Genomic DNA, 23,210 nt, shown 5'->3' on the forward strand with positions numbered 1-23,210 from the left:
GCTTACGGTGAAAAATATGCTTGATCGACGCCAGCTTTTAGCCGGCGCTGGGACCATGGGCGCAGGCGCTGTTTCCCAATTCGCCCTTCCCGCATGGGCGCGCGCCGGCGCGGCGAACGATATGACCGGCCTGTCGGCGCTTTCGGGCAATGAATTTCACCTCAAGGCCGGCCGCAGCCGCACCGTCATCGATGGCCGAGGCGGACGCGCCGTCACGATTAACGGCCATCTGCCCGCCCCGTTGTTGCGCTGGCGCGAGGGCGAAGACGTTACGCTGCATCTCCTGAACGGGCTTGATGAAGACACCTCCATCCACTGGCATGGCATATTGCTGCCGCCGGAAATGGACGGCGTGCCGGGACTGTCCTTTCCCGGCGTGAAACCCGGCGACACTTTCACCTATCGATTTCCGGTCAAGCAGGCCGGCACGTACTGGTATCACTCCCACTCCGGTCTTCAGGAACAGTCCGGGCATTACGGACCGATCATTATTGAGCCCAAAGACTCCGACCCGGTTCAGTATGACCGTGAATATGTGATGGTTCTGTCAGACTGGACGTTTGAAAATCCGGATCGCCTCTTCGCCAAGCTGAAAAAGCATTCGGAAAACTATAATTTCCAGAAGCGCACGCTGGTCGATTTCTTTCGCGACGCAAAAGAGGACGGTTTCGGCGACGCGCTTTCCGGCCGCGCCATGTGGGGCGCCATGCGCATGGACCCGGCCGACATCGCCGATGTTACGGGCGAGACATATACGTATCTTATCAACGGTCATGGTCCGGGCGATAACTGGACGGGCCTTTTCAAGCCAGGCGAGCGTGTGCGGCTGCGCATTATCAATGCGTCTGCAATGACAATCTTTAATGTGCGCCTGCCGGAATTGCCGATGACAGTCGTGCAGGCGGACGGTTTGAATGTTCAGCCGGTCGAAACGGATGAGTTGCAGATTGGCGTCGCGGAAACTTATGACGTTGTCGTTCATCCGCAGACGGACAAGGCCTACACCCTCATGGCGGAATCAATCGACCGGTCCGGCTACGCCCGCGCCACGCTGTCGCCGCGCATGGGCCTGACCGCGCCGGTTCCGCCCTTGCGCGCGCGCCCCACCCTCACCATGCGCGACATGACGATGGCCGGTCATGGCGGGCATGGCGATATGAGCGCCGCTGGGCCGGATGACAACGCCGCGCCCCATAATATGCCGATGGAACAAACCGGCATGGAGCACAATCGTCACGGCGCGGCGTCCATGAATCATGACGATCATGACATGGCGTCGATGGATATGTCCGGCGGCGGCGTGCAACAGGCGCACCCTCATGAAACCGGCGCAGGCGTTGCGGGACTGGCCGAAACGCCATTCAGCCGCCTTGATGAACCGGGGCTCGGCCTTGAAAACCAGCCGCATCGCGTCCTGACCTACGCCGATTTGAGCGCGCTCGACATGAATCCCGACATGCGCGACCCGGAACGCGAACTCGAACTCCATCTGACCGGCAATATGGAACGCTATATGTGGTCGTTCGACGGCGTGAAGTTTTCAGAAGTCGAAGACCCGATTGTCTTTCACGAAGGAGAACGCCTCCGGCTCACGCTCGTCAATGACACGATGATGTCTCATCCCATACATCTGCACGGCATGTTTTTCGATGTCGTCAAACAGCCGCATCACGACCACAAGAAGGCGCGAAAACATACGATCATCGTTAAGCCCGGCGAAAAGCTTTCCGTCGACATCACCGCAGACGCCGTCGGCGACTGGGCGTTTCACTGTCATCTGCTGTACCACATGATGGCGGGCATGATGCAGGTGGTTTCGGTGAAACCGGGCGCGCCTGAAGATCATGATAAAATGGATCATGGCGGACATGACGGGCATATGGAGAGCGCGTCATGATTCGGCGCAACGGCTGCATTGGAATTATCGGTATTGCATCGCTGGCCATGACGATCTCTGCTCAAGCGCTGGCCCAGGATACTGCTCACAAAATGAACGAGATGCGCGAGCACATGCAAGACCATCATGGCGGGCAGGTCTTCTGGTACGTGGAAGGCGAAAGGCTGGAGTATCGCAGCAATGAGGGCGATCCTGTATTTTTGTGGGACGCCCAGGGCTGGCTTGGCGGCGATATAAATCGACTTTGGCTGAAAACCGAAGGCGAATTCGATTTCGACGCGGAAGAATTTGAAGACGCAGAAGTCCAGGCTTTGTGGAGCCGCACGATCAGCGATTATTTCGATCTTCAGGCCGGCGTGCGCCACGATTTCGCGCCCGGCGGCGACCGCACTTTCGGGGTCGTCGGTGCGCAGGGATTGCTGCCCTATCTTTTCGAGATCGACGCCGCGATGTTCATCTCCGATGACGGCGATGTCGAAGCGCGCATTGAAACTGAGTACGAACTTCTTATTACCCAACGATTGATTTTACAGCCGCGCGCAGAGCTGAATTTCGCCGCGCAGGATATCCCAGAATACGGCGTCGGCGCCGGGTTGTCCGATATCGAAACAGGCGCGCGCCTGCGATACGAGATCACCCGTCAATTTGCACCTTATGTGGGTGTTTCATGGGAGCGCGCCGTCGGCGGCGCCGCCGATTTTGCGCGCGCAGACGGAGAAGACCCGAGAAGCGTTTCGTTCATCGCCGGCGTGAGAACGTGGTTTTAAATCAACGGGCCGGAGATTGCCGCGAGATCGTCAATCGGCGGCGTATAAAGATCGGCGAGCGTCACGCCATGCGGCTGATAGTGACTGCTGTGTCCGTATTCACCGTCCGAGGGCGTGAGCATCTCGATATCATCTGCATCAGATTCTTTTGAATGGTCATGATCAGCCTGAGCGGCTTCCACGTGGACTTCCTCATGTTCGTCGGACGCCGTTTCATTGCCGGCGTCGCCCGCATGGCTTTCGACTCCTTGATGTCCTGCATGCGCTGCTTGATGATGTGAATGGCCAGTCTGCGCACCGTCGTGACCGGCGTGCGCCACGCCATGCCCCGCGTGACCCGCAAATTCGGTTGCGCCTGTGTCGCCGTGGTGTCCGTGATTTTCGGAAGTCATCTTCTCGCCATGGCCATGCACACTGTTGTGCATTTGCTGACCTGTTCCGCCGCCATGGTTTTGATGATCCGAATGCGGCGCATGGGTCGAATGTGAATCGTGCGAACCGTTTGGCCGATGGTTTTGATGCGTCCCTGCATGCGTATCATGCGTTGTGGCGCGTCTGTCATGATGGCTTGCGTGGTCGCGCGCGTAAGGGCTGTCGAAGCGCGACGCATAAGGGTCGTGCAAATAATGCGGTCCATATGCGCCGCCATGGCGGCCGCTTTCGGCGGCGCCGTTATGATCGTGGGAATTATATGCGGCGTATTTTTCCGCCGACAGGCAGGCTTCATCAAGGCCGCCCAAATCGTCGACGATTTGAAGATTGGCCAGCGGATCGTAAGCCCCCTCTTCCAGCTCTTTGGCCGCCGCCGAAACGCGCGAAGCGCCGATAATTGCTGCAAGACTCAGCGCAGGGGACTTCCCTTTTTTCACCACTGTCTGGATTGACGCCTGCTGGTTACGTTTCTTGATTGCATCGACCAGGGCGGCGATATCGATATTGCGACCGGGCATAGAACACTCAAAACATTACCGGTCCTGTTTTTACGGGGAATGTCTTAAGAACGCCGGCGCGGGCGAATGCAAAATTTGTATCAATTTGTATGGAAATAGTATGTACCGCAGCATTCAGAACTGGCTGCCTTAACATAAAAAAACGGCCCCTCTTGAGGAGCCGTTTTTCGATTGATCTCGCGCAAACGCTTACGCGCTGGGCGCGCCGGCCACATCGATTTTAACGCCGGGGCCCATACTCGAAGAAATCGCAATCTTCTTTATGTAATTGCCTTTGGCGCCCGACGGCTTGGCTTTCGTGACGGCGTCGATAAACGCCTGCACGTTTTCTGCGATGGCTTTTTCGTCGAAGCTCGCCTTGCCGACGCCGGCGTGTACGATGCCGGCTTTTTCAACGCGGAATTCAACGGCGCCGCCTTTTGAATCTTTCACGGCCTGCGCTACGTTCGGCGTCACCGTGCCGACTTTCGGGTTCGGCATCAGGCCTTTGGGGCCGAGCACCTTACCGAGACGGCCGACAATCGCCATCATGTCCGGCGTCGCGATGACCCGGTCAAAATCCATGAAACCGCCCTGGATTTTTTCCATCAGATCTTCGGCGCCGACAATATCCGCGCCGGCTTTCGTTGCTTCCTCTGCTTTCGCGTCTTTTGCGAAAACGGCGACGCGCACATCGCGGCCCGTGCCGTTTGGCAGCGAGACAACGCCGCGGACCATCTGGTCGGCGTGACGCGGATCCACGCCGAGATTCATCGCCACTTCGATCGTTTCATCGAATTTCGCAGACGCATTCGCCTTGACCAGCTTCACCGCCTCTTCAACCGTATGAAACGTGTTCCGATCAACGCCTTCGCGCGCTTTACGGATTCTTTTTCCCTGTTTCGCCATCGTCCCTACTCCTGTACTTCCAGGCCCATCGCGCGCGCCGAACCCATGATGATGCTCGTTGCTGCGTCTAGGTCGTTGGCGTTGAGGTCCACCATTTTTGCTTCAGCGATTTCACGGCACTGCGCTTTGGTGACTTTACCCGCCACTGCTTTACCCGGCGTCGCGCCGCCTTTTGGCAGCTTTGCCGCTTTTTTCAGATAGTAAGCCGCGGGCGGCGTTTTCGTCGCAAAGGTGAACGACTTATCGGAAAAGATCGTGATGACCGTGGGGATGGGCATCCCCTTTTCCATTTCCTGCGTCTTGGCGTTAAACGCCTTGCAGAATTCCATGATGTTCAATCCGCGCTGGCCAAGCGCCGGGCCGATGGGAGGCGACGGAGACGCCGCGCCCGCCGGCACCTGAAGTTTCAGGTAGCCTGCAATCTTTTTCGCCATTTTACTGACCTTCCCGTTTGCGATGGCGGAACCGAGTTAACGGCGCCGCCCGACTGAAGGATCGCGGTGCGGTTCGGAAATGGTCTTGTCCGAAAACCTCCCGCGAAGCCGCGACTCTTAAAGGAGACAGACTTTCTTCGCAAGAGCGAAATCACTGAAAGGAAAGAGAAAAGAAAACGGGCGGCCTCTATGGGGGACTTGAGGCCGCCCGCGTGAAACGCAACTTACAAAATACGCTACTGATTTCACCGAGAACCCGGCGAACCGCCGTGCTCTCGTGATGTTATAAACTTACATTGTTCAGGATGCAAGCACTTGTTCGCACTCGCCTTAAAGGCGAATTTTAACGAATTACAATCGCAACGGGGATAAAAACGGCGAGGCGCTAAACAGCTCGGGGGAGAGAGAAACGCTGCACGCCTCGCCTACGCGAAGCATACACAACACCCTCGCGATGAGCAGAATATTGCATTTAAATAGAATATTGTCGCGGCAAAAAGGCGGCTTTTTTGTGTTATACAATCACGAATTGTAATCTGTTGTTACAATATTACATATGCGCGATTTATCTAACTTGTTGATTTAATTGTATTTTCAGAGCCATCACGCTGAAATTGCAGTATAAGAAGCAAATTCAGATACTTTCCGGCGGAAGCCATACGATCCAAATGGCGACCGACGCTAAAGCAGCATCGCGGCCGGTTCTTCGATAAACGCCTTGAACGCCTGCAGGAACTCCGCGCCGACCGATCCGTCGACCACGCGATGATCGCAGGTCAGCGTTACCGTCATCATCGTCGCAATTTCCATCTTGCCGTCTTTGACGATGACCCGCTCCTCACCGGCGCCCACAGACATGATGGCGCCGTGCGGCTGGTTCACGATCGAGGCGAAGGATGTGATCCCGAACATGCCGAGATTGGAAACAGAAAAGGTGCCGCCCTGATATTCTTCGGGTTTCAGTTTCTTTTTCCGAGCGCGCCCCGCCATATCCTTGATCTCCGCGGAAATCTGCTTGAGGCCCTTTTCTTCCGCCCGCCACACGATCGGCGTGATCAGGCCGCCTTCGATGGCGACGGCGACGCCGATGTCGGCGTGTTTGTGCAAAAGGATCGCTTCATCCGTATAGGTTGCATTGGCCTGCGGTACTTTTTTCAGCGCCATGGCGGACGCCTTGATGATGAAGTCATTCACCGACAGCTTGAACGCCTCATCGCCCTCTTTCGGCGAAGTCGCATTGATGCGCGCCCTGGCTGAAAGCAATTGATCAAGCGCCACATCGATATTAAGTGGGAAATGCGGGACTTCCTGGTTGAAGCTTTGTGTCAGGCGCTTTGCGATCGTCTTGCGCATGCCGTCAAGCTTGACGGCGGTGTAGCTGTCTTCGGGATAAAGCCGCGAATCCACGGAGGCCGGGGTGATTTGCGGCGCGGCGGGCGCACCCTTGCCGGTTCCGTCCTTCAGCGCCTTTTCAATGTCCCGCTTGACGATGCGGCCTTTCGGTCCTGTCCCGTTCAAAGCGGACAGATTGAGACCTTCCTGCTCGGCAATGCGCTTGGCCAGCGGCGAGGCGAGAATGCGCCCGTTCTGCGATGACGCTGGTTGCGGTGAAGGCGCAGCCTCCTTTTTCGGTGCGGCGTATGCGTCGCCATTTGCCGGCTTCGCATCGCCTTTTTTCGGCTCTTCATTTTGGTCAGGCTGTTTCTCAGAAGCGCCGTTCGATCCGCCGCCGCTGAGCGCGCTCTCGTCGATATCCTCGGCGCTCTCCCCGTCATCGAGCAAAACGGCGATAGGCGCGTTCACCTTCACGTTTTCCGTACCTTCGCCCACCATGATCTTGCCGATTGTTCCTTCGTCCACGGCCTCGACTTCCATGGTCGCCTTGTCGGTTTCGATCTCAGCAATGACGTCGCCGGAAGAGACCTTGTCGCCTTCCTTGACGTTCCATTTCGCGAGCGTGCCTTCCTCCATGGTCGGCGACAGGGCGGGCATCAGTATTGGCGTTGGCATGATTTAAATCTCTGCAAAGGCGATAAGAAAAGGACGTAGCACGGTGCGTAAGGCCGAAACAATAATCAATCAAATTTGTAGCGCGGAACGCCGTAATGATCGCGCAGCCAGTCCGACAACCGCTGATAGACGCCGAGCGGCTTCAATTCGATAAAATGGGCGATGGTCGTGTCGTGCTGAACCCACCCCTTCGCCCATAAACGATCGAGAATCCTGAAACCGGTCGGCTTCTTCAACTGCGCGCGGGCGCCGGCGAGATCGAAATCGATATCGGCGGCGCGCCAGGTGGTCGCCATGATGGTTCCCTCCTCCGGCGTATAAGAAATCGGGCGAATACCGTTTCTCGCCATTGCCGCTGAAAAATAGGGCTGATCGGAGAGCCCGTCGCCGCGGCGGGGACGCAACTCGATTAGGTCCGGGTGGCGATCGCGCATCAGTGCGCGCGCATCGTCAAACACTTTCGCGGCGGCTTCGGATTTGCGGAAAAACACGACGCCGCAATTCATGTTGCAGAAATAATCGACGCCCGCCGCCGCCATCATTTTTTTTACGTCGCACCCATAGGCGGACCCGGTGGTCACGACGTCGCCGGAAATCATGAAATCCCGCGCGCCGTATTTCGCCCAGTGGCGGTCCATATCCGGCTTCATGATGAGGCAATCCGCGTCAACATAAAAGTTTTCCGTGTACGGCGCCGGCTCGTAAACGCCGAGTTTGATGGTGACGCCCGGATATTGCGAAGCGTCCGGAAAAGGCGCGCACTGATCGAAAAAGGGCTTCAGGTCTTCCGGCAGCTCAGCCTCTTCCTTGTAGAGAAGCGTAACCGGGCGATCTGGATCGTTGAGCCTTGCCGACAGGGCGAGATTAACGGCCATCTCAAAGAACCGCCGATGACCGTAGGCCATGGTGATATAACCCTGGGTGTTGGCAATGTCGCTCATCACTGCCCTACCCGCTCACCCAGGCGGAAGCCGGGGTCCAGTTCACATAATAAACGGCGGGCTGCGCCCGGCGACTTCATCTTGCTGGATCCCGTCTTGCGACGGGATGAGCGGGTTTTGTTGTTATCTGAGAAACCATCCACCGTCAGTGCGGGCCAAAATTCGAAGCGGCGAGGTCAGGATTTTGAAACCGCGTCGGCGTCCATTTTGCGTAACGCCGCTCGATGCGTTCAGCAGGCGTTTCGGCGCTGTAGTCCATGGGCGCTTCTTCGATGTCAAAAAACGCCTTCATGCGAAGCCCGACAACATTGATCGTTGATACAATCTTCTCGCCCTCGCCCATCACCGCCGCGATATAAACGCCGCATGTCCTGCAGATGAGAAAATCCGCCGTGCGCAGGGCGAATGTATAGCGCTGCACATTGCCCGTTGTGCAGTCGATGGTCGTCAGGCCTTGCGGATCGGAAATATTGACGGCTCCATGAGCGCGGCAGAAGGCGCATTGGCATGTGCGCACACCCAGCGCTTCCGGCGTCTTCTGCGTTTGAAACGTCGCTTTCAGTTTTCCGCAATGACACTGGCCTGTGTGGATCATTTTACTAACCCTACGCCTTCATCCTGAGGGCGCCGCCCCGTCCTTCGAGACGCCCCGCGGGTTTTCAACCCGGCAGGGCTCCTCAGGATGAAGGGGCGGCGCGTCTCGCAGGAGGAAGGCGAATATTTGTCAGAACAAGTCACTGCCGCACGAAGCCCTTGGCGATGATTTTCCACTGGCCGTTTACCTTGGCGAGCGTCAGCGCATCGTAGAACCGATCGGTCGAGCGGAACATCACCGTGGCGATGCGGCTGTCGACGATATTCATGTGCACGATCTCGCCGTCGCGCTCGCCGCCCGGCGGATTGTCGTTGGCCGACCAATTGGCGATCACCTCGTTCATGTCTTTCCACGAGCGGATCGCATCGCTGCCGTCATCGTTCTTAAGGACCCCGACCATGGCGGCGTGATCGCCGGCGAAGGCGCGGTTGAGGCGCTCCGCGCTCGCCTCGCCCTGTCCGTGAAAATAATCCCATACGGCGGCCTCAATAGCGGCCTTGTCGGCAGGCTTGTGATCGTCGGCGCGGGCTGGCGCGAGGGCGAGAACCGTCACCGCTAATATTATTAGTAATTTCATTGTTCAGATCTCCCTCTCTTGCCTCCGTATTCACTATACGCCCGGCCTAAATCATTTTCCTACTCTCCGGTCACGAAAGTTGGATGAGAATTTTTTTGGACTTGAAATATAAATCGACTGGTCAGCCAAGAAGCTCAATGTTTTTCGCCTCTCAATTGACCTTCAAAATTGGCTTTAGCTTTAAGCCGTTTGGAAAAAGCTCTCTCAATTTCAGCATATAAAGTAGCCTCATCACGCGTGGGGTCATCTTGAAGCATGGCGCGAACAGCATGTTTTGCTATGTCAGCGGCGACTGTCCCCCAAACGCTTGGCTCTTTGTCATTGTCAAATAAGCCGATATTCAACGAAACATGATCAACGCCACTACTAATCCAAAAACGGACGAGTTCATGACCTTCTTGTTCTTCATGAATGCCATCAGGAAGGTCAAGAGAATCCAGCTTAGCCATGCCTGCTAATCCTTATACATCACCGTCTTCACCGCCTTGACGATTTTGTCCGCATTCGGAAGGCTTAAGGCTTCGAGGTTGGCGGCGTAGGGAAGCGGCGCGTCTTCCTGCGTCACGCGGGCCGGCGGCGCATCCAGATAATCGAAGGCGTGTTGCGTGACCTGCCAGCCGATTTCGGCGCCGACGCCGCAAGGGCCCCAACCTTCTTCGACTGTGACGATGCGGTTCGTCTTGCGCACCGATTCCAGCACGGTCTCCACATCCAGCGGGCGAAGCGTGCGCAGATCGACGACCTCCGCCGAGACGCCTTCGCCCACCAGTTTCTCCGCCGCTTCCAGCGCGAATTTTACGCCGCGCGAATAGGAAACAATGGTGACGTCGGCGCCCTCGCGCGCGACCTTGGCCTTGCCGATGGGCAGGACCCAGTCGTCAACGTCCGGCACGTCCATTGTGTCGCCGTAGAGAAGCTCGTGCTCGAGAAAAACCACCGGGTTCGGGTCACGGATCGCGGCTTTCAAAAGACCCTTCGCATCAGAAGCCGAATAGGGCGAAATCACAATCAGCCCCGGCACATTGGAATACCACGCAGCATAATCCTGGGAATGCTGGGCGGCGACGCGGCTGGCTGCTGCGTTCGGGCCGCGGAAAACAATCGGCGATCCCATCTGACCGCCGGACATGTAGCGCGTCTTCGCCGCCGAGTTGATGATGTGATCGATCGCCTGCATGGCGAAGTTCCAGGTCATGAATTCGACAATGGGTTTGAGGCCCGCAAACGCTGCGCCCACGCCAAGCCCGGCGAAGCCATATTCGGTAATAGGCGTATCGACGACGCGGCGCGGACCGAATTCATCCAGAAGACCGCGCGAGACTTTATAGGCGCCCTGATATTCCGCGACTTCCTCGCCCATGAGGAACACATCTTCATCGCGGCGCATTTCTTCAGCCATGGCGTCGCGAAGCGCATCGCGGATGGTCGTCGGGATCATCTCCACATCGTCAGGCAGTTCCGGATCGGCGGCGGCGGTGATTTTCGGCTGCGGCGGCGCGCTGTCGTCCTCGCCCTCGGGTTTTTCGTCTTTGGCCCCTGTCTCATCCTCGTCCGAACTGTCTTTCGCATCAGCCTGATCGCCCCCCTGGCTTGCGCCGCCGCCGTTCAGGTTCGACTCGTCGATATCGTCGGCGCTTTCGCCGTCGCCGATCAGGACAGCGATGGGATCATTGACCTTGACGTTCTCGGTTCCCTCGGCGACGAGGATCTTTCCGATCTTGCCTTCGTCGACAGCTTCGACCTCCATGGTCGCCTTGTCGGTCTCAATCTCCGCAATCACATCGCCGGACGAGACGTCGTCTCCTTCCTTGACATTCCATTTGGCGAGTGTCCCTTCTTCCATGGTCGGCGAAAGGGCGGGCATGAGGATCGGCGTTGGCATTGCAATTTCCCAGCGATTTCAGGTGCATTTGCATAGCCGCTAAGCTAGGGGAAGAACAAGACCTGAATAATGGAAGCGGGTTCGCCGATATTCCTGCAATCTCTGCACGGCAAGTCGGGCGATCAGATTGACTGGCAGGTCAAGCGCCGGACGGCTCATCGCCCGCCTGACCCGCCGCTGACAGCCATACGCCCGGCCCTTGCAGAAACCGGGTGATTCCGGTATCCCCCGGCTCCTTCGAAATGAAGCGCTTTGAATTAGGCGCCGGGCTTCCTAGATAACGCCGAAGAATACCTTCCGTTTTCATGTATTCGCCGGCCGGGAATTAAGAGTTTTGCCATGACTGCCGTTATTTTAACGATCCACACACTCATCGTGATGGCGCTGATCGGCGTCGTGCTGCTGCAACGCTCTGACGGCGCCGCGCTGGGCATCGGCGGCGGTGGCGGCGGCGGCGGCGGTTTCATGTCGGGACGCGGCGCGGCAAACGCGCTGACGCGCACGACTTCAGTGCTGGCGGCGCTGTTTTTCGCAACCTCGCTTGTCCTCGCCATTCGCGCCGGCGCCGGCGAAAGCGATGACGACGTCATCGATGAACTCACCGGCGCAACTGGTAACCAGCAGGAAACGCAAGACACCGGGAATGCGCCCGCCTCGGCGGAGGACTTGTTGAATTCTCTCGGCGGCGAAGAGCAACCGGCAGGCGATGAGACAGACGAACCCGCGAGCGCGGCGGAACTCATCGAGTCTCTCGGCGGTGAAGCCCCGCCAGACGCTGCGCCGTCCGGTGCAGAGCCGCAGCAACAGCCTGCGGACCAGCCAGCCCCGGCAAACGAAACACCCGCGGAAGGCGAAGAACCTGAAGAAAACGCGCCCAATCAGTAGAATCGCCGTGATTTTCGCTATCTAGGTTCAGTACGCGTCGAGCTTTATACGGCGCGCACATGCGCCAATGCCGTAAATTCTGCGCCTAATTCAGCCCCTAATTCAGCCCCTGCAATAAATCCATCTCGTCAGCGGAGGTTTGACGCGGCATAATCCGCGCCAGACCGGATTGGCTACGGGGAACATAAGGGGATTTTTTGATGAAACTGGCGGGCAAGATTTTTGGCGGATTATTGGTGTTGATCGTTGCTGCGGCGGCCGGGCTCAGCATGTGGTTCTGGTTCACGCCGGTCGGCGTCAATAATTATGTCAACAAAGTCATGATCGAATTCGCGATCGACACCCCGGAGCTTTTGACCAATCTGGGCGTGGTTGACAATACGCCGCTCGATTTTCACTCCGGCAAGCTGTCCGACTACACCAAGGCGAAGGATGAAAAAGACCGCGCACGGCTGAGGGAAGCGCGCGCCGGTCTCGACAAATATGGCCCCGACGGTCTTGAAGGCCAGGAACGGCTGACTTGGGAAATCACCGCCTGGTTTCTGGACGATCTCATACGCCAGACGGAATATGAATATAGCGGCTATCGTGTCGTGCAAAATTCCGGCGTTACCGTCGACCTACCCAGCTTCCTGACCGACCAGCACGTCATCAAGAACGAGAAAAGCGTCAAGCGTTATATCTCTCGCGTCAATGATTTCGGCCGCGTGCTGCGCGAGGTCAAACGCCGCGTGGAGGACGATCGCGCCAATGGCGTCGTCCCGCCGGATTTCATTATTGAAAAATCGCTCAGCGTCATGCGCAATTTTATCGAAGGCGGCGCGCAGGAAAACGCGCTCGTCACGACCCTGCCGCGCAAGCTCGAAGAGATCGGCCTGTCGGACGAGAAAAAACGGCGCTATATGGCCGAAACAACAAAAGCTGTGGAAACACAGGTTATTCCCGGCTACGAGGCGATGATCGCGCTTTACGAGGAAATGCATGAGACAGCCGATCATAACGCCGGGATCTGGCGCATCCCCAACGGCGACAAGATTTACGCCAATGCGCTGAAATCCAATACCACCACCGACATGAGCGCCGATGAAATTCATAATACCGGCTTGTCGGAAGTCGCGCGCATCGAGCAGGAAATGGACGCGATTCTAATCGCGGAGGGCTACACCGAAGGAACAGTTTCCGAACGCGTCAAGATGCTCATGGAAGAGCCCTCGGAGCTTTTTCCGAATACGGATGAAGGCCGCCGTCAGATGCTCGATTACCTGGTCGCGCTGAACGAAGACGTATTGGATAAGGCGAGCCAGTACTTTGTCGCTCTGCCCCCGCAGGAGCTTGAAATCCTGCGGGTGCCGGAATACTCGGAAGCCTCCGCTCCGGGCGGTTATTACATGCCCGCGGCGCTGGACGGCTCGCGGCCGGGCCGATTCTATATCAATCTGCAAGACACCGCCGACAATCCGCGATGGACACTGCCGACGCTGCTTTATCATGAAGCCGCGCCAGGCCATCATTTCCAGATTTCCACCGCCCAGAATATCAAGGGCGTGCCAATCTTGCGCACGCTGTCGCCGTTCAGCGCCTATAATGAAGGCTGGGGACTTTACGCTGAACGCCTCGCGGCGCTCGACATGAACATGTACGAAGACGATCCGCTGGGCGATCTCGGCCGTCTGCAGGGCGAGATGTTTCGCGCGGTCCGTCTCGTCGTCGATACCGGCATGCATGCAAAGCAGTGGTCGCGCGAGGAAGCGATCGCCTACATGATCGAAAAGACCGGTTATACAGAAGACGAAGCCACGCGTGAGATAGAGCGATATGTTGTCTGGCCGGGACAGGCGACAGCCTACAAGACGGGACAGCTCGCGATTTTGCGGATGCGGGCGAACGCCGAATCGGCGCTGGGGCCGGATTTCGACCTGCGCGAGTTCCACAGGGTTGTCCTGATGAATGGAAGCATGCCGCTCGGGATACTGGAAGGCGTCGTCGAGGACTGGGTGGAAAGCGAACAGGCGCGGTAATTTCCGCCGCTAGAGGCCGCCGCCGGCGCGACAAATGCGCCGCAGAAAATTAGAGTTTGAATGGCGCGCAATCTCCGCTAAGACGGGCTTCCATGACGCGGTATATATTCATTACCGGCGGCGTGGTGTCGTCACTCGGAAAAGGTGTTGCTTCGGCGGCTTTGGGCGCGCTTCTACAGGCGCGCGGCTACAAGGTGCGGCTGCGCAAGCTGGACCCTTATCTCAATGTCGATCCCGGCACCATGTCGCCCTATCAGCACGGCGAAGTTTTTGTCACCGATGACGGCGCGGAGACCGATCTCGATCTCGGTCACTATGAGCGGTTCACCGGGGTTTCTGCTTCGAAAAACGATAATGTCACCACGGGCCAGATTTATTCCCGCATTCTGGAACGCGAGCGGCGCGGCGATTATCTCGGCGCCACGGTGCAGGTCATTCCGCATGTAACCGACGCCATCAAACAGTTTGTCCTGTCGGACGCCGGCGGCGCCGACTTTGTTTTGTGCGAAATCGGCGGCACGGTGGGCGACATTGAAGCGTTGCCGTTTTTCGAAGCAATCAGGCAGCTCGGCAATGAATTGCCGCGCGGCGACGCGGTTTATGTGCACCTGACGCTGATGCCGTTCATCCCGTCGGCGGGAGAATTGAAGACAAAACCAACGCAGCATTCTGTTCGCGAGTTGCGCGCCATCGGCATACAGCCCGACGTCCTGCTTGTGCGCTCTGATCGCGAAATCCCCCAAAGCGAGCGCAGCAAAATAGCACTGTTCTGCAATGTGCGCCCGTCCGCCGTGGTTCAGGCGCTTGATTGCAGGACAATCTATGAAGTGCCGCTGACCTATCACAAAGAAGGCTTTGACAGCGAAGTGCTGGACGCGTTTCAGATCAAAGATCCGCCTGAACCCGAACTTGAAGGCTGGGAGAATATCGTTCACCGCATTACCGAGCCGGACGGCGAAGTCACTATTGCCGTCGTCGGCAAGTACACGGTGCTGAAAGACGCCTATAAATCGCTCATCGAAGCGATCGCCCATGGCGGCATCGCCAATAATGTGCGCGTGAATGTCGAATGGATGGAATCCGACGTTTTTGAAAAAGAGGATTCAGCGCTTTCTGCCCTTGAGGGCGTTCACGGCATTCTGGTGCCTGGCGGATTTGGAGAGCGCGGCGCGGAAGGCAAGATCAAGGCGGCGCAGTTCGCGCGGGAAAAAGAGATCCCCTATTTCGGCATTTGTTTCGGCATGCAAATGGCCATCATTGAGGCGGCGCGAAATCTGCTCGGCGAAGAGGACGCCAGTTCATCCGAATTTGCAGCGTGCGAGCAGCCGATTGTCGGTCTGATGACCGAATGGGTGCGCGGCAACGAAATGGAAGTGCGCACGAGAGAGAGCGACCTTGGCGGCACAATGCGTCTCGGCGCCTATCCGGCGCATCTGAAAGCCGGCAGCCGCGTCAGGGAAATTTACGGCAAGGAAGAAATTGAAGAACGCCACCGCCATCGCTTTGAAGTGGACATGGCGTGGAGCAATCGTCTTGGAGAACACGGGGTCGTTTTTTCCGGCGCCTCGCCTGATGGAGAACTGCCGGAAATCATGGAAATACCGGACCATCCCTGGTTCATCGGCGTGCAATACCATCCCGAGTTGAAATCGCGCCCTTTTGACCCGCATCCGTTGTTTGCATCGTTCATTGAAGCGGCGGTGAAACGCTCGCGACTGGTGTAGCGGCCGCATTAAACGCCGCGATTCTGGTTTTTGCGCGCTACGCGACTTTTTTCCTTAAATTTTTGGAACTTCAAGGCCCGCCTCGCGTTGGCCAACTGTTCCTGTTGAACAAAAGATTGGAGTTTTACCAATGAATTTAAGAACAGCCGTATTATCAGCTTGTTTTGTGACGGCAGCCGGCGTGGGAAGCGCGCAAGCGGCCCCATGTACTGTCGGAACATGCCAAGTAAACGGCGGCCCGCTTGGCGTTATGGATGTCGGCATTGAAGATGAAAATGTCGCCGCCGGTGCGTATGTCGCCGAGGGCAGCTTTGAAGTGGCGACAGCCGCCCCCGCTAATGGATTAGTGGATGTAAACTTTGACGGCCAGTCCGGCTCGGTTCCTTCGGGTTTTAACGACCTGACGATTTCCTTTGAACAGGATTCGATTGACTTAGGGACATTCACCATTACTGACGCAGCAGGATTTCAAATTCTGAACCAGTTTGTTCTCGCCATTGCGAGTACGTCTGACATCTTCTTTGAAATCACTGGCTTTGCCTTTAACGACGGCGTGACGCTGCCTGATTACAATATTCGCATGTCGGCCGTTCCGATTCCGGGTGCAATACCCCTGTTGTTATCCGGTATAGCCGGCCTCGGCTTTGCCGCTCGCCGGCGCAAGCAAGACGCGTAACCCTCCCCAATACGCGCACCCCTGGCGGCGTCTGCACTTCCCCGGTGCGGCGCCGCCTTTTTTTGCGTCGCTTTGCGCCATCCCTGAAGCAGCGTATGTTGCGTTCCCACTGCAACAGGGAGCATTTCCTTGCATCAATCCGTACTGGTCACTGGCGCATCAAGCGGCATCGGTGAAGCTACTGCCGTACATCTCGCGCATAAAGGCTTTCGCGTATTCGCAGCCGCGCGCCGTATAGAAAAGTTGAACGCCCTGAAAGCCCTCGGCGGCGGAAAGATAACCCCTGTCGCTTTGGATGTGACCGACGACGCATCCATTAAAACCGCGCTGGCGGAGATTGAGAACGCTGGCGCCGTTTTATACGGGCTTGTAAATAATGCAGGCGTTTCCGTCATGGGACCGGTCGAACTGGTTTCGTCAGACGAATGGCGCCGTCAGTTCGAAACCAACGTTTTTGGCCTCGTAGCCGTCACGCGCGCCGTCCTGCCGCAGATGCGCGGCGCCGGGCGCGGCCGTATCGTCAATATTGGGTCGATCGCAGGGCGAATCGCTGCCCCGTTTCAGGGCGTCTACGCTTCGTCGAAACACGCCGTGGAAGGATTGTCGGATTCCCTTCGCCGCGAACTGGCGCCGCATGGCGTAAAGGTCTCTGTCGTCAGGCCCGGCTTTATCAACACGCCGTTCGGCCATCAGGAGCAGGAAGCGCTGGAGCGTTTCGAGAATGAAGGCCCCTACGCCGATCAGGTAAAAACATTCAAAGCCTGGCACGCGCGCGGCCATCCATCGGCGCCGGGGCCCAGTGTAGTGGCGGAGGCCGTTCACAACGCGCTGACGGCGCAACGGCCGCATTCGCGCTATACGGCGCCGCCAAAAATGCTGGGCGCGCTCGCCATGAGAAATCTTTTTCCTTCGGCTGTCACCGACCGAATATTCGAACGCGTCAACGGGCTTAACGCCCATCGGAAAGAAGAAAACTAGTCTTCGTAAATTTCGCTCGTTTCGGCTTCAAACACCGACGCAAGAGACGCAAAACGTCGCCTCGGCGTTTCGCCCATCAACGCCTTGCGGTCAGACGGCGCCGTGAACACAATTTCGTTTCCATGTTGTGCTAGTTTGCAGCCCTCAAGCGCGGCGGGCGCCTTGGGCGCAAGCGCCGCGACAAATCGCAACGCCAGTCCGAATTTAGTGGCCTGTGTTTGTGCTTCCCACGGCATGATCGCCATGGCCTGTTCATCCGGCGCCGGCGCTGTACGCCCCTGATGCCGCCGGAATAGCGCAAGCGCCACCCAGAGGCGTTCCGCGTGACTGACGCCTGCAAACGGCGCGCGCAAAGCCGTATCGAATGCATGCCGCCCGCGCAAATCCGGATGAAAATAGGCGCCGATATCGCTTAATAAACAAGCGCCGAACCGTAACCGCGCGCCCTCGGGATCGTCGCCTTCAAACAGCGGTTCGATGATGTTGTAAGCCGCTCGCCAAAGCCTGGCTCCGGCGTCAGGCGCTTTGCATAAAATCGGCAGGCTTCGATAAACGGGTCTTTCTCGCGTTCCTGTTTTGAGAGGTCGCTGTATAACAGGCCTTCGCGAACGCCGCCGGCGGAAACAATAATTTTATCGGCTTTGACGCGCGCAATGACAGCGCGCAGAACCATCGACGCCAGCGGTAGTGTATCGATGCGACGGCGCGGAATACCCGGAATTTCCTCCAGCGATTTGCGGCTCTGACGCGCGATCAGGTCGCACACGTCCAGCGCCTGCGCGCTCGTCATTTCATAATGATGCAGCACCGATAGAGGATAACTTTTCAGGCCCATATGAATCCGGGCGACAGCCCGCCATGCGCCGCCCACAGAATATAATCTGTCTATATGTTTGGGCTTTAGGAATTTAACAGCGTCCAGCTGTTCTTCTATAAATTTTTCCGCCGCTTTCATGTCGCCATTTGCTGCGCGCATCAGGTTGAACGGACCGATCGGCAGACTGATGCTGTCGTCAATTTCGCCTTTGGAAAGCAGCGCCAGTTCAAGGCTGCCGCCGCCCATGTCGCCCACAAGACCGGTCGCCTGCGGTTCAACGGCGGCGACGCCGTAAGCCGCCAGCCTGCCTTCCTCCTCACCGGAGACGACATTAACGTCAAATCCAAGCGCGCACGCCGCCTCGACAAATTTTTTACCGTCACGGGCGTCGCGCACAGCCGCCGTTGCAATCACAGTCGTCGGGGGACGGCCAAGATCATCAAGCACATGTCGGAATCGGGCGAGCGTCGCGAGCGCATCGCTGACGGCATCGGGGTTCAGCCCGCCGTCTTCAGTCATATCGCGGCCAAGACCGCATAAGGCTTTTTCGTTACAGATAGGAATCGGCGCGCGTTTCGGCCCGTCATAGACAACCAGCCGCACCGAATTCGAGCCAATATCCACGACGGCCCGCTTTAGCGACATAGCGCCCTTTTTCGCGATTTTCGTCTCAGACCCCATTTACGGCGCTCGTCATTATAAGTTTCGCCGATTCGACCATTTCGCGATTCGCTTGCGCCTGCCTTTTTATTTCTTGCGCTTGATTTCCTTCGGCGCATTATACTCAAGCGATGCGCCGCGTCCGGAAAGCGACGGATTTGTCATCATATAAGTATGAACGTTGAAATTCTCGCTGTCCGGCGATGTCTTGTAGCGTTCATAAGTTCCGTCAGGGCGGAGCTGCCAACTTTGCGACTCATCATTGAGATTCCCGACCATAATGTAATCGAGAATCTGCTGATGTACCGTAGGGTTTTCCACCGGACAGAACACTTCCACGCGCCGGTTCAAGTTTCGCGGCATCAGATCCGCCGAGGAAACATATATTTTCGCCTGACTGTTCGGCAATGACGCGCCCGCCCCGAAACAATAGATGCGCGCATGTTCCAGAAATCGTCCAATTATGCTCCTTACACGAATGTTTTCGGACAATCCCGGCACGCCCGGCCGCAGGCAGCAGATCCCGCGCACAACGAGATCGATCTGCACGCCCGCCGCAGACGCCTCATAAAACTTGTCAATCAGCGCGCTGTCGACGAGTGCGTTCATTTTCGCCCAGATGGCGGCGGGTTTGCCTTTATTGGCGTTGCGAATTTCCTTGTCGATGAGTTTGGAAATGTGCTGTCTTGCGTTTAGCGGCGCCACAGCAAACTTTTCAAACGACGCTGGCGCCGCATAACCGGTGATATAGTTGAAGACTTTCGCCGCATCGCGTCCGATGGCCGGGTCGCAGGTAAAGAGCGAAAGGTCGGTATAAATTTTCGCCGTTATTGGATGGTAGTTGCCCGTGCCGACATGGACGTAAGTTCGCGCGCCGTCGGCTTCCTGACGTACGACGAGCGACAGTTTCGCATGGGTCTTGTATTCCAGAAACCCGTAAACCACGTTGACGCCAGACCGCTCCAGCGCCCGCGCCCAGCGTATATTCGCCTCTTCGTCAAAGCGCGCCTTCAACTCAACCAGCGCCGTGACGTTTTTGCCGGCTTCCGCCGCTTCGATCAACGCCTCGACAATGGGCGATTGTTTGGAAGTCCGATAAAGCGTCTGTTTGATGGCGACGACTTTCGGGTCCGCCGCCGCCTGTTTCAGGAATTGAACGACGACATCGAAAGACTCATAGGGGTGATGGACAAGAATATCCTTCGCCCGGATGGCGGAAAAGCAGTCGCCGCCATGCTCGCGAATACGTTCCGGAAATCGCGGTTCATAAGGTTCAAATTGCAGGTCAGGCCGGTCGGGCGGGATCAGTTCATTGCTCTGCGCGAGACCCAGCATGCCGTCGACGAAAATCACGTCCTGGGCCGTGGCCTGCAGGCTTTCGCGGATCATATCGCGCAGATGATCGGGCGTGCGGGCGTCAATCTTGACGCGGATCACGTCGCCGCGCCGGCGCCGTTTCAGCATCGTCTCAAAGACCCGTACAAGATCTTCCGCCTCTTCCTCAATTTCAACGTCAGAGTCCCGAAGCACGCGAAAGGCGCCGTGCGACAGGACTTCAAATCCAGGAAAGACGTGATGAATAAACCGCACGAGAACTTTTTCCAGAGCGATAAACCGAACCGGCGGCCTTTTATCGTCAGCGGGCGGCGCATCCGGAAAACGGATATACCGGCCCACCTTGACCGGCACCGGCAACAACGCCTCCATGATTTGCCCGTCTTCGCGCTTCATTTCGAAACACAGCACAAAGCCCATATTCGGGACGAACGGAAAAGGGTGCGCGGGGTCAAGCGCCAGCGGCGTCAGGATAGGAAAAATATTCGACTGAAACTCCGCCTCCAGCCATTCCAGATCATCCCCGGACAGTTCCTCGTCATCCATGACGTGGATACCGGCGTCACGCATCAATGGTTTTAATTCGCGCCAGCACCTTTGCTGCTCTTCCATCAAAAGGCTCGCCCGGTCGGTAATCAGCGAGAGCTGCTCTTGCGCAGACAATCCTTCCTGAGAAATCGCAGAGACGCCTTCACGCAACTGGCCGCGCAAACCGGCGACGCGCACCATGAAAAACTCGTCGAGATTGCTGGCCGATATGGATAAAAACCGCAGACGCTCCAAAAGCGGATGCGTTTCGTTCAACGCCTCTTCCAGAACGCGTCCGTTAAACGACAGCCATGAAAGTTCGCGGTTGATGAACCTGTTCGGCGAGTCCGTCATGATCGGCGCCGCGGTCGTGATATCGTATTTTGCGCCGTCGTCCGCCGCCACGTCCCGTTTTCCTTCAACCAGCATGAGTTTGTAGTTTCCTATTTATGGCGCACTATCGCCTTCAGAAAGGTTAGCAAACAGATTTTGCACGAAAGGCGTTGTTATTTTTCGCTTTTCCGCCATCGCCCGCCGGTCGGCCAGAGCCACGAAGCGATGCGCGGCGGCGAATGTGCGCGCTATGCGCGGCGCGGCGTATTCAATGACCGCAGGGCTCACCATCACTTGCCTGTCGCGAAACCCTTTGGCAATGACCGCGCGGATCAATGTTTCATCAGGGTCGGCGAGAACCGCGCGCGGCGCCGCTTCCAGCCGGGTGCGCAGGTCCTTCAAGCCCAGTGACCAGTCGGAAGGATGTCCCGCGCCAGCCAGGATCAGCCTTTTGCCGCGCGCGCACGCCGTTTCATAAGCGCTGAGGAATTTATGCGGATCGCTCGCAGGCATATCATCGACCAGCACATAATCGGGATCGCCGGTGAAAAAGACGTCAGCCAGCGTTGCCGTTTTATCGTATGGCTCGAGCAAAGCATAAGCGAGATGGGTTTTTCCGGCGCCCTGCGGGCCGCAGATCACCAGCGCAGGCTCATCCGAGCGCAACCACGCCTCCCCGGCGCGCAATGCAGCTTCATTGGATTCCGCTGCGATAAAAGACGCCCGACCGTATTCAGGCGGCGAATCCGGCAGCGCCAGAGAGAGTTGGCGGGCGGCGTTTTCAGTAGACGGCATAATATTCTGACTTGTGATGTATCAAATTTATCCCGTATGACGCCGCCGCTTTAATAACGTACGGGCGCTGGCTGCGTTTCCTCGTAAGCAGCGGGACGCACTGGCGAAGCGGCGCCGCTTTCAAGATCGCCAAACCGGTTGCGCCGATTGCGTCGTTCATCCCGGCGGACACCCTGCGCAGTCGCCGGCGTTGCAACCAGCCAGCGCTCGCCGTCTTCCGTCCACAACACCAGGCCTTGCGATTCCATGGCGACGACAAGTTTGTCCGGATCGCCATAGGCGCGAACCAGCATTTCCGCGCCCTGGCGCGACAGCGATCGCACCTGCACCGAACCGACCAGCGGCGTGGAGATCAGCGCTGACCTGATCTTCGCCCATTCCGTCAGCGTTCGAAAATAGGCGCTCGCTTCCAGAAGCGCCGCCTCCGTATGATCGATCAGCGTACGTTCTTTCCAGGGTTTGGCGTGCTTGGCGATGACCGCCTCGATCGCTTCTTCGGCCAGCGTTGGAAAATTGCCGGCGGGCCGGTTGAAATACGACTCCGCCAGTACGTCGCCGACTTTCGCGGATACAATTGAGGACTCAGGCGCCTGCTGGATGGCCGTCAGGCCTTCATAGGATGAATTTGGCGCATCGATTGCGCCGATTTCATCGACCGCGACTTCCGTCGATTCCCGAAACCCGTTGATCAGACGCACGCGCAATTTGTGCTCGCCGTCGACCTGCCGAAGAAACGCGTGCGCGACAATAACCTGACTGACAGAATACCGGTCCGCCATGGCCTGCAGGGAGCGAGCGTTGAGCGCCAGCGCTTCTTTCGCACTGATGGTCGAGGCGTCTTCCAGATCGCCCAGCGGCGCGGCCATGGGCGTCAATTCATTATCGTAGGGGCGGACTTTCCAGGCGGCCATCCATGGATTGTTTTCTTCCCACAAATAGACGCCGTTGGCTGTTTCCAGCACGGGAAGGACAAGCGCGGTGCGCGTTTGCGCCTCCGAATATGGAATTTGCGCATCGCGCAATAATTTACGGACCGCCGCCGGTTTGAAACGATAGGTGATGAACGCGCGGTATGTGCGCGCCGAACTCTTTTCATTATAAACTTCAAAACCCGCTTCAAGCGCTTCAAGCGCATTATCGTCCAGCGAAACGGCCTGACGGTCGCGGTAGGCGAATGGATCGCTATCTTGCGGACCTTGCGGGCTGACGCCGGCGTCCGGCGCGGACTGATCCGGCGCCGCGCCGTCTGACATGGAGACGACTTGCGGCAGGTACGGCCAGTCCTCCTCAACGGTCAGACGTTTCAAAAGGATACTCAGCGCCCGGCGCCGGCCCTGACGCTGTGCGATAGCTTTCGCCGCCGTTGCGCTGTCCGCCTGCGCCTGCACGGTCACGCGGGGAACGACAAATACGTCTTCTCCCGCGGCCACGGCCGCAGACGCGCCCGCAAAAAACACCGCTAAAATTAATCCTGCCGACCGCATCCAACTCATCCAAAACTCCGTTTTCCGGCTTTGCGC

General features: G+C 57.5%; 22 protein-coding genes. 8 read left to right on the plus strand and 14 right to left on the minus strand.

What is annotated here, in order from left to right; all coding sequences use genetic code 11:
• Positions 1-16: 16 nt before the first annotated feature.
• A complete protein-coding gene (locus ACQK2Q_RS06185; RefSeq protein ID WP_425408869.1) occupies positions 17-1,897 on the plus strand; it encodes a copper resistance system multicopper oxidase in 1,881 nt (626 codons plus the stop codon).
• A complete protein-coding gene (locus tag ACQK2Q_RS06190; RefSeq protein ID WP_425408870.1) occupies positions 1,894-2,664 on the plus strand; it encodes a copper resistance protein B in 771 nt (256 codons plus the stop codon). Before ACQK2Q_RS06185 ends, ACQK2Q_RS06190 begins: the two co-directional genes overlap by 4 nt.
• Here ACQK2Q_RS06190 and ACQK2Q_RS06195 read toward each other — a convergent pair.
• From ACQK2Q_RS06195 to ACQK2Q_RS06235, 9 genes are all read right to left on the minus strand, one after another.
• On the minus strand, positions 2,661-3,614 hold the full coding sequence (locus ACQK2Q_RS06195) for a hypothetical protein (protein ID WP_425408871.1): 954 nt from the start codon (positions 3,612-3,614) through the stop codon (positions 2,661-2,663). The two genes, ACQK2Q_RS06190 and ACQK2Q_RS06195, sit on opposite strands and share 4 nt — an antisense overlap.
• Before the next feature lie 189 nt (positions 3,615-3,803).
• A complete protein-coding gene (gene rplA / locus ACQK2Q_RS06200) occupies positions 3,804-4,502 on the minus strand; it encodes a 50S ribosomal protein L1 (RefSeq protein WP_425408872.1) in 699 nt (232 codons plus the stop codon).
• 5 nt (positions 4,503-4,507) lie between these two features.
• The gene (gene rplK / locus ACQK2Q_RS06205) at positions 4,508-4,936 is read right to left on the minus strand and encodes a 50S ribosomal protein L11 (protein WP_425408873.1); all 429 of its coding nucleotides are present in this window, start codon (positions 4,934-4,936) and stop codon (positions 4,508-4,510) included.
• Positions 4,937-5,617: 681 nt separating this feature from the next.
• Positions 5,618-6,946 carry a pyruvate dehydrogenase complex dihydrolipoamide acetyltransferase gene (locus ACQK2Q_RS06210; protein ID WP_425408874.1) on the minus strand — a complete coding sequence of 443 codons (1,329 nt, stop codon included), beginning with the start codon at positions 6,944-6,946 and terminating at the stop codon, positions 5,618-5,620.
• Between the two features lie 65 nt (positions 6,947-7,011).
• Positions 7,012-7,887 (minus strand): hypothetical protein, encoded by an 876-nt coding sequence (locus tag ACQK2Q_RS06215; RefSeq protein ID WP_425408875.1) that lies wholly within the window; start codon positions 7,885-7,887, stop codon positions 7,012-7,014.
• Between the two features lie 145 nt (positions 7,888-8,032).
• Complete coding sequence (locus tag ACQK2Q_RS06220; RefSeq protein ID WP_425408876.1) at positions 8,033-8,482, minus strand: aldehyde-activating protein; 450 nt, start codon at positions 8,480-8,482, stop codon at positions 8,033-8,035.
• 139 nt (positions 8,483-8,621) lie between these two features.
• Positions 8,622-9,059: a nuclear transport factor 2 family protein gene (locus ACQK2Q_RS06225; protein WP_425408877.1), complete on the minus strand. Its 438-nt coding sequence runs from the start codon at positions 9,057-9,059 to the stop codon at positions 8,622-8,624.
• Between the two features lie 134 nt (positions 9,060-9,193).
• Positions 9,194-9,508 carry a DUF5076 domain-containing protein gene (locus ACQK2Q_RS06230; RefSeq protein WP_425408878.1) on the minus strand — a complete coding sequence of 105 codons (315 nt, stop codon included), beginning with the start codon at positions 9,506-9,508 and terminating at the stop codon, positions 9,194-9,196.
• A gap of 5 nt (positions 9,509-9,513) precedes the next feature.
• Positions 9,514-10,941, minus strand: coding sequence for a pyruvate dehydrogenase complex E1 component subunit beta (locus ACQK2Q_RS06235; RefSeq protein WP_425408879.1), 1,428 nt, complete (start codon positions 10,939-10,941; stop codon positions 9,514-9,516).
• Between the two features lie 69 nt (positions 10,942-11,010).
• Between ACQK2Q_RS06235 and ACQK2Q_RS06240 the strand changes: the two genes are divergently transcribed.
• The 6 genes from ACQK2Q_RS06240 to ACQK2Q_RS06265 all read left to right on the plus strand — a co-directional run bounded on the left by ACQK2Q_RS06240 (position 11,011) and on the right by ACQK2Q_RS06265 (position 17,222).
• The gene (locus tag ACQK2Q_RS06240; protein ID WP_425408880.1) at positions 11,011-11,157 is read left to right on the plus strand and encodes a hypothetical protein; all 147 of its coding nucleotides are present in this window, start codon (positions 11,011-11,013) and stop codon (positions 11,155-11,157) included.
• Between the two features lie 123 nt (positions 11,158-11,280).
• Positions 11,281-11,826: a preprotein translocase subunit SecG gene (gene secG, locus ACQK2Q_RS06245; RefSeq protein ID WP_425408881.1), complete on the plus strand. Its 546-nt coding sequence runs from the start codon at positions 11,281-11,283 to the stop codon at positions 11,824-11,826.
• 200 nt (positions 11,827-12,026) lie between these two features.
• Positions 12,027-13,844: a DUF885 domain-containing protein gene (locus ACQK2Q_RS06250; protein ID WP_425408882.1), complete on the plus strand. Its 1,818-nt coding sequence runs from the start codon at positions 12,027-12,029 to the stop codon at positions 13,842-13,844.
• A gap of 92 nt (positions 13,845-13,936) precedes the next feature.
• Positions 13,937-15,568, plus strand: coding sequence for a CTP synthase (locus tag ACQK2Q_RS06255; protein ID WP_425408883.1), 1,632 nt, complete (start codon positions 13,937-13,939; stop codon positions 15,566-15,568).
• 250 nt (positions 15,569-15,818) lie between these two features.
• A complete protein-coding gene (locus ACQK2Q_RS06260; protein ID WP_425408884.1) occupies positions 15,819-16,244 on the plus strand; it encodes a VPLPA-CTERM sorting domain-containing protein in 426 nt (141 codons plus the stop codon).
• 129 nt (positions 16,245-16,373) lie between these two features.
• The gene (locus tag ACQK2Q_RS06265) at positions 16,374-17,222 is read left to right on the plus strand and encodes an SDR family oxidoreductase (RefSeq protein WP_425408885.1); all 849 of its coding nucleotides are present in this window, start codon (positions 16,374-16,376) and stop codon (positions 17,220-17,222) included.
• Here ACQK2Q_RS06265 and ACQK2Q_RS06270 read toward each other — a convergent pair.
• The 5 genes from ACQK2Q_RS06270 to ACQK2Q_RS06290 all read right to left on the minus strand — a co-directional run bounded on the left by ACQK2Q_RS06270 (position 17,219) and on the right by ACQK2Q_RS06290 (position 23,183).
• Entirely contained in the window at positions 17,219-17,704 is a 486-nt protein-coding gene (locus tag ACQK2Q_RS06270; protein ID WP_425411128.1) for a hypothetical protein, read from the minus strand. The two genes, ACQK2Q_RS06265 and ACQK2Q_RS06270, sit on opposite strands and share 4 nt — an antisense overlap.
• Complete coding sequence (locus ACQK2Q_RS06275; RefSeq protein ID WP_425408886.1) at positions 17,635-18,720, minus strand: hypothetical protein; 1,086 nt, start codon at positions 18,718-18,720, stop codon at positions 17,635-17,637. Before ACQK2Q_RS06275 ends, ACQK2Q_RS06270 begins: the two co-directional genes overlap by 70 nt.
• A gap of 66 nt (positions 18,721-18,786) precedes the next feature.
• Entirely contained in the window at positions 18,787-20,991 is a 2,205-nt protein-coding gene (locus ACQK2Q_RS06280; RefSeq protein ID WP_425408887.1) for an RNA degradosome polyphosphate kinase, read from the minus strand.
• A gap of 18 nt (positions 20,992-21,009) precedes the next feature.
• A complete protein-coding gene (locus ACQK2Q_RS06285) occupies positions 21,010-21,690 on the minus strand; it encodes a hypothetical protein (RefSeq protein ID WP_425408888.1) in 681 nt (226 codons plus the stop codon).
• Between the two features lie 50 nt (positions 21,691-21,740).
• Positions 21,741-23,183, minus strand: coding sequence for a DUF2066 domain-containing protein (locus ACQK2Q_RS06290; RefSeq protein WP_425408889.1), 1,443 nt, complete (start codon positions 23,181-23,183; stop codon positions 21,741-21,743).
• Between the last annotated feature and the right edge of the window lie 27 nt (positions 23,184-23,210).

Source organism: Hyphococcus sp., assembly GCF_965228385.1.
GTDB lineage: Bacteria > Pseudomonadota > Alphaproteobacteria > Caulobacterales > Parvularculaceae > Hyphococcus.

Excerpts from the sequence above, each read along its gene's own strand:
- ACQK2Q_RS06185 (WP_425408869.1), top strand. The coding sequence starts at position 17 with ATGCTTGATCGACGCCAGCTTTTAGCCGGCGCTGGGACCATGGGCGCA.
- ACQK2Q_RS06190 (WP_425408870.1), top strand. The coding sequence starts at position 1,894 with ATGATTCGGCGCAACGGCTGCATTGGAATTATCGGTATTGCATCGCTG.
- ACQK2Q_RS06195 (WP_425408871.1), bottom strand. The coding sequence starts at position 3,614 with ATGCCCGGTCGCAATATCGATATCGCCGCCCTGGTCGATGCAATCAAG.
- rplA (WP_425408872.1), bottom strand. The coding sequence starts at position 4,502 with ATGGCGAAACAGGGAAAAAGAATCCGTAAAGCGCGCGAAGGCGTTGAT.
- rplK (WP_425408873.1), bottom strand. The coding sequence starts at position 4,936 with ATGGCGAAAAAGATTGCAGGCTACCTGAAACTTCAGGTGCCGGCGGGC.
- ACQK2Q_RS06210 (WP_425408874.1), bottom strand. The coding sequence starts at position 6,946 with ATGCCAACGCCAATACTGATGCCCGCCCTGTCGCCGACCATGGAGGAA.
- ACQK2Q_RS06215 (WP_425408875.1), bottom strand. The coding sequence starts at position 7,887 with ATGAGCGACATTGCCAACACCCAGGGTTATATCACCATGGCCTACGGT.
- ACQK2Q_RS06220 (WP_425408876.1), bottom strand. The coding sequence starts at position 8,482 with ATGATCCACACAGGCCAGTGTCATTGCGGAAAACTGAAAGCGACGTTT.
- ACQK2Q_RS06225 (WP_425408877.1), bottom strand. The coding sequence starts at position 9,059 with ATGAAATTACTAATAATATTAGCGGTGACGGTTCTCGCCCTCGCGCCA.
- ACQK2Q_RS06230 (WP_425408878.1), bottom strand. The coding sequence starts at position 9,508 with ATGGCTAAGCTGGATTCTCTTGACCTTCCTGATGGCATTCATGAAGAA.
- ACQK2Q_RS06235 (WP_425408879.1), bottom strand. The coding sequence starts at position 10,941 with ATGCCAACGCCGATCCTCATGCCCGCCCTTTCGCCGACCATGGAAGAA.
- ACQK2Q_RS06240 (WP_425408880.1), top strand. The coding sequence starts at position 11,011 with ATGGAAGCGGGTTCGCCGATATTCCTGCAATCTCTGCACGGCAAGTCG.
- secG (WP_425408881.1), top strand. The coding sequence starts at position 11,281 with ATGACTGCCGTTATTTTAACGATCCACACACTCATCGTGATGGCGCTG.
- ACQK2Q_RS06250 (WP_425408882.1), top strand. The coding sequence starts at position 12,027 with ATGAAACTGGCGGGCAAGATTTTTGGCGGATTATTGGTGTTGATCGTT.
- ACQK2Q_RS06255 (WP_425408883.1), top strand. The coding sequence starts at position 13,937 with ATGACGCGGTATATATTCATTACCGGCGGCGTGGTGTCGTCACTCGGA.
- ACQK2Q_RS06260 (WP_425408884.1), top strand. The coding sequence starts at position 15,819 with ATGGATGTCGGCATTGAAGATGAAAATGTCGCCGCCGGTGCGTATGTC.
- ACQK2Q_RS06275 (WP_425408886.1), bottom strand. The coding sequence starts at position 18,720 with ATGGGGTCTGAGACGAAAATCGCGAAAAAGGGCGCTATGTCGCTAAAG.
- ACQK2Q_RS06280 (WP_425408887.1), bottom strand. The coding sequence starts at position 20,991 with ATGCTGGTTGAAGGAAAACGGGACGTGGCGGCGGACGACGGCGCAAAA.
- ACQK2Q_RS06285 (WP_425408888.1), bottom strand. The coding sequence starts at position 21,690 with ATGCCGTCTACTGAAAACGCCGCCCGCCAACTCTCTCTGGCGCTGCCG.
- ACQK2Q_RS06290 (WP_425408889.1), bottom strand. The coding sequence starts at position 23,183 with ATGAGTTGGATGCGGTCGGCAGGATTAATTTTAGCGGTGTTTTTTGCG.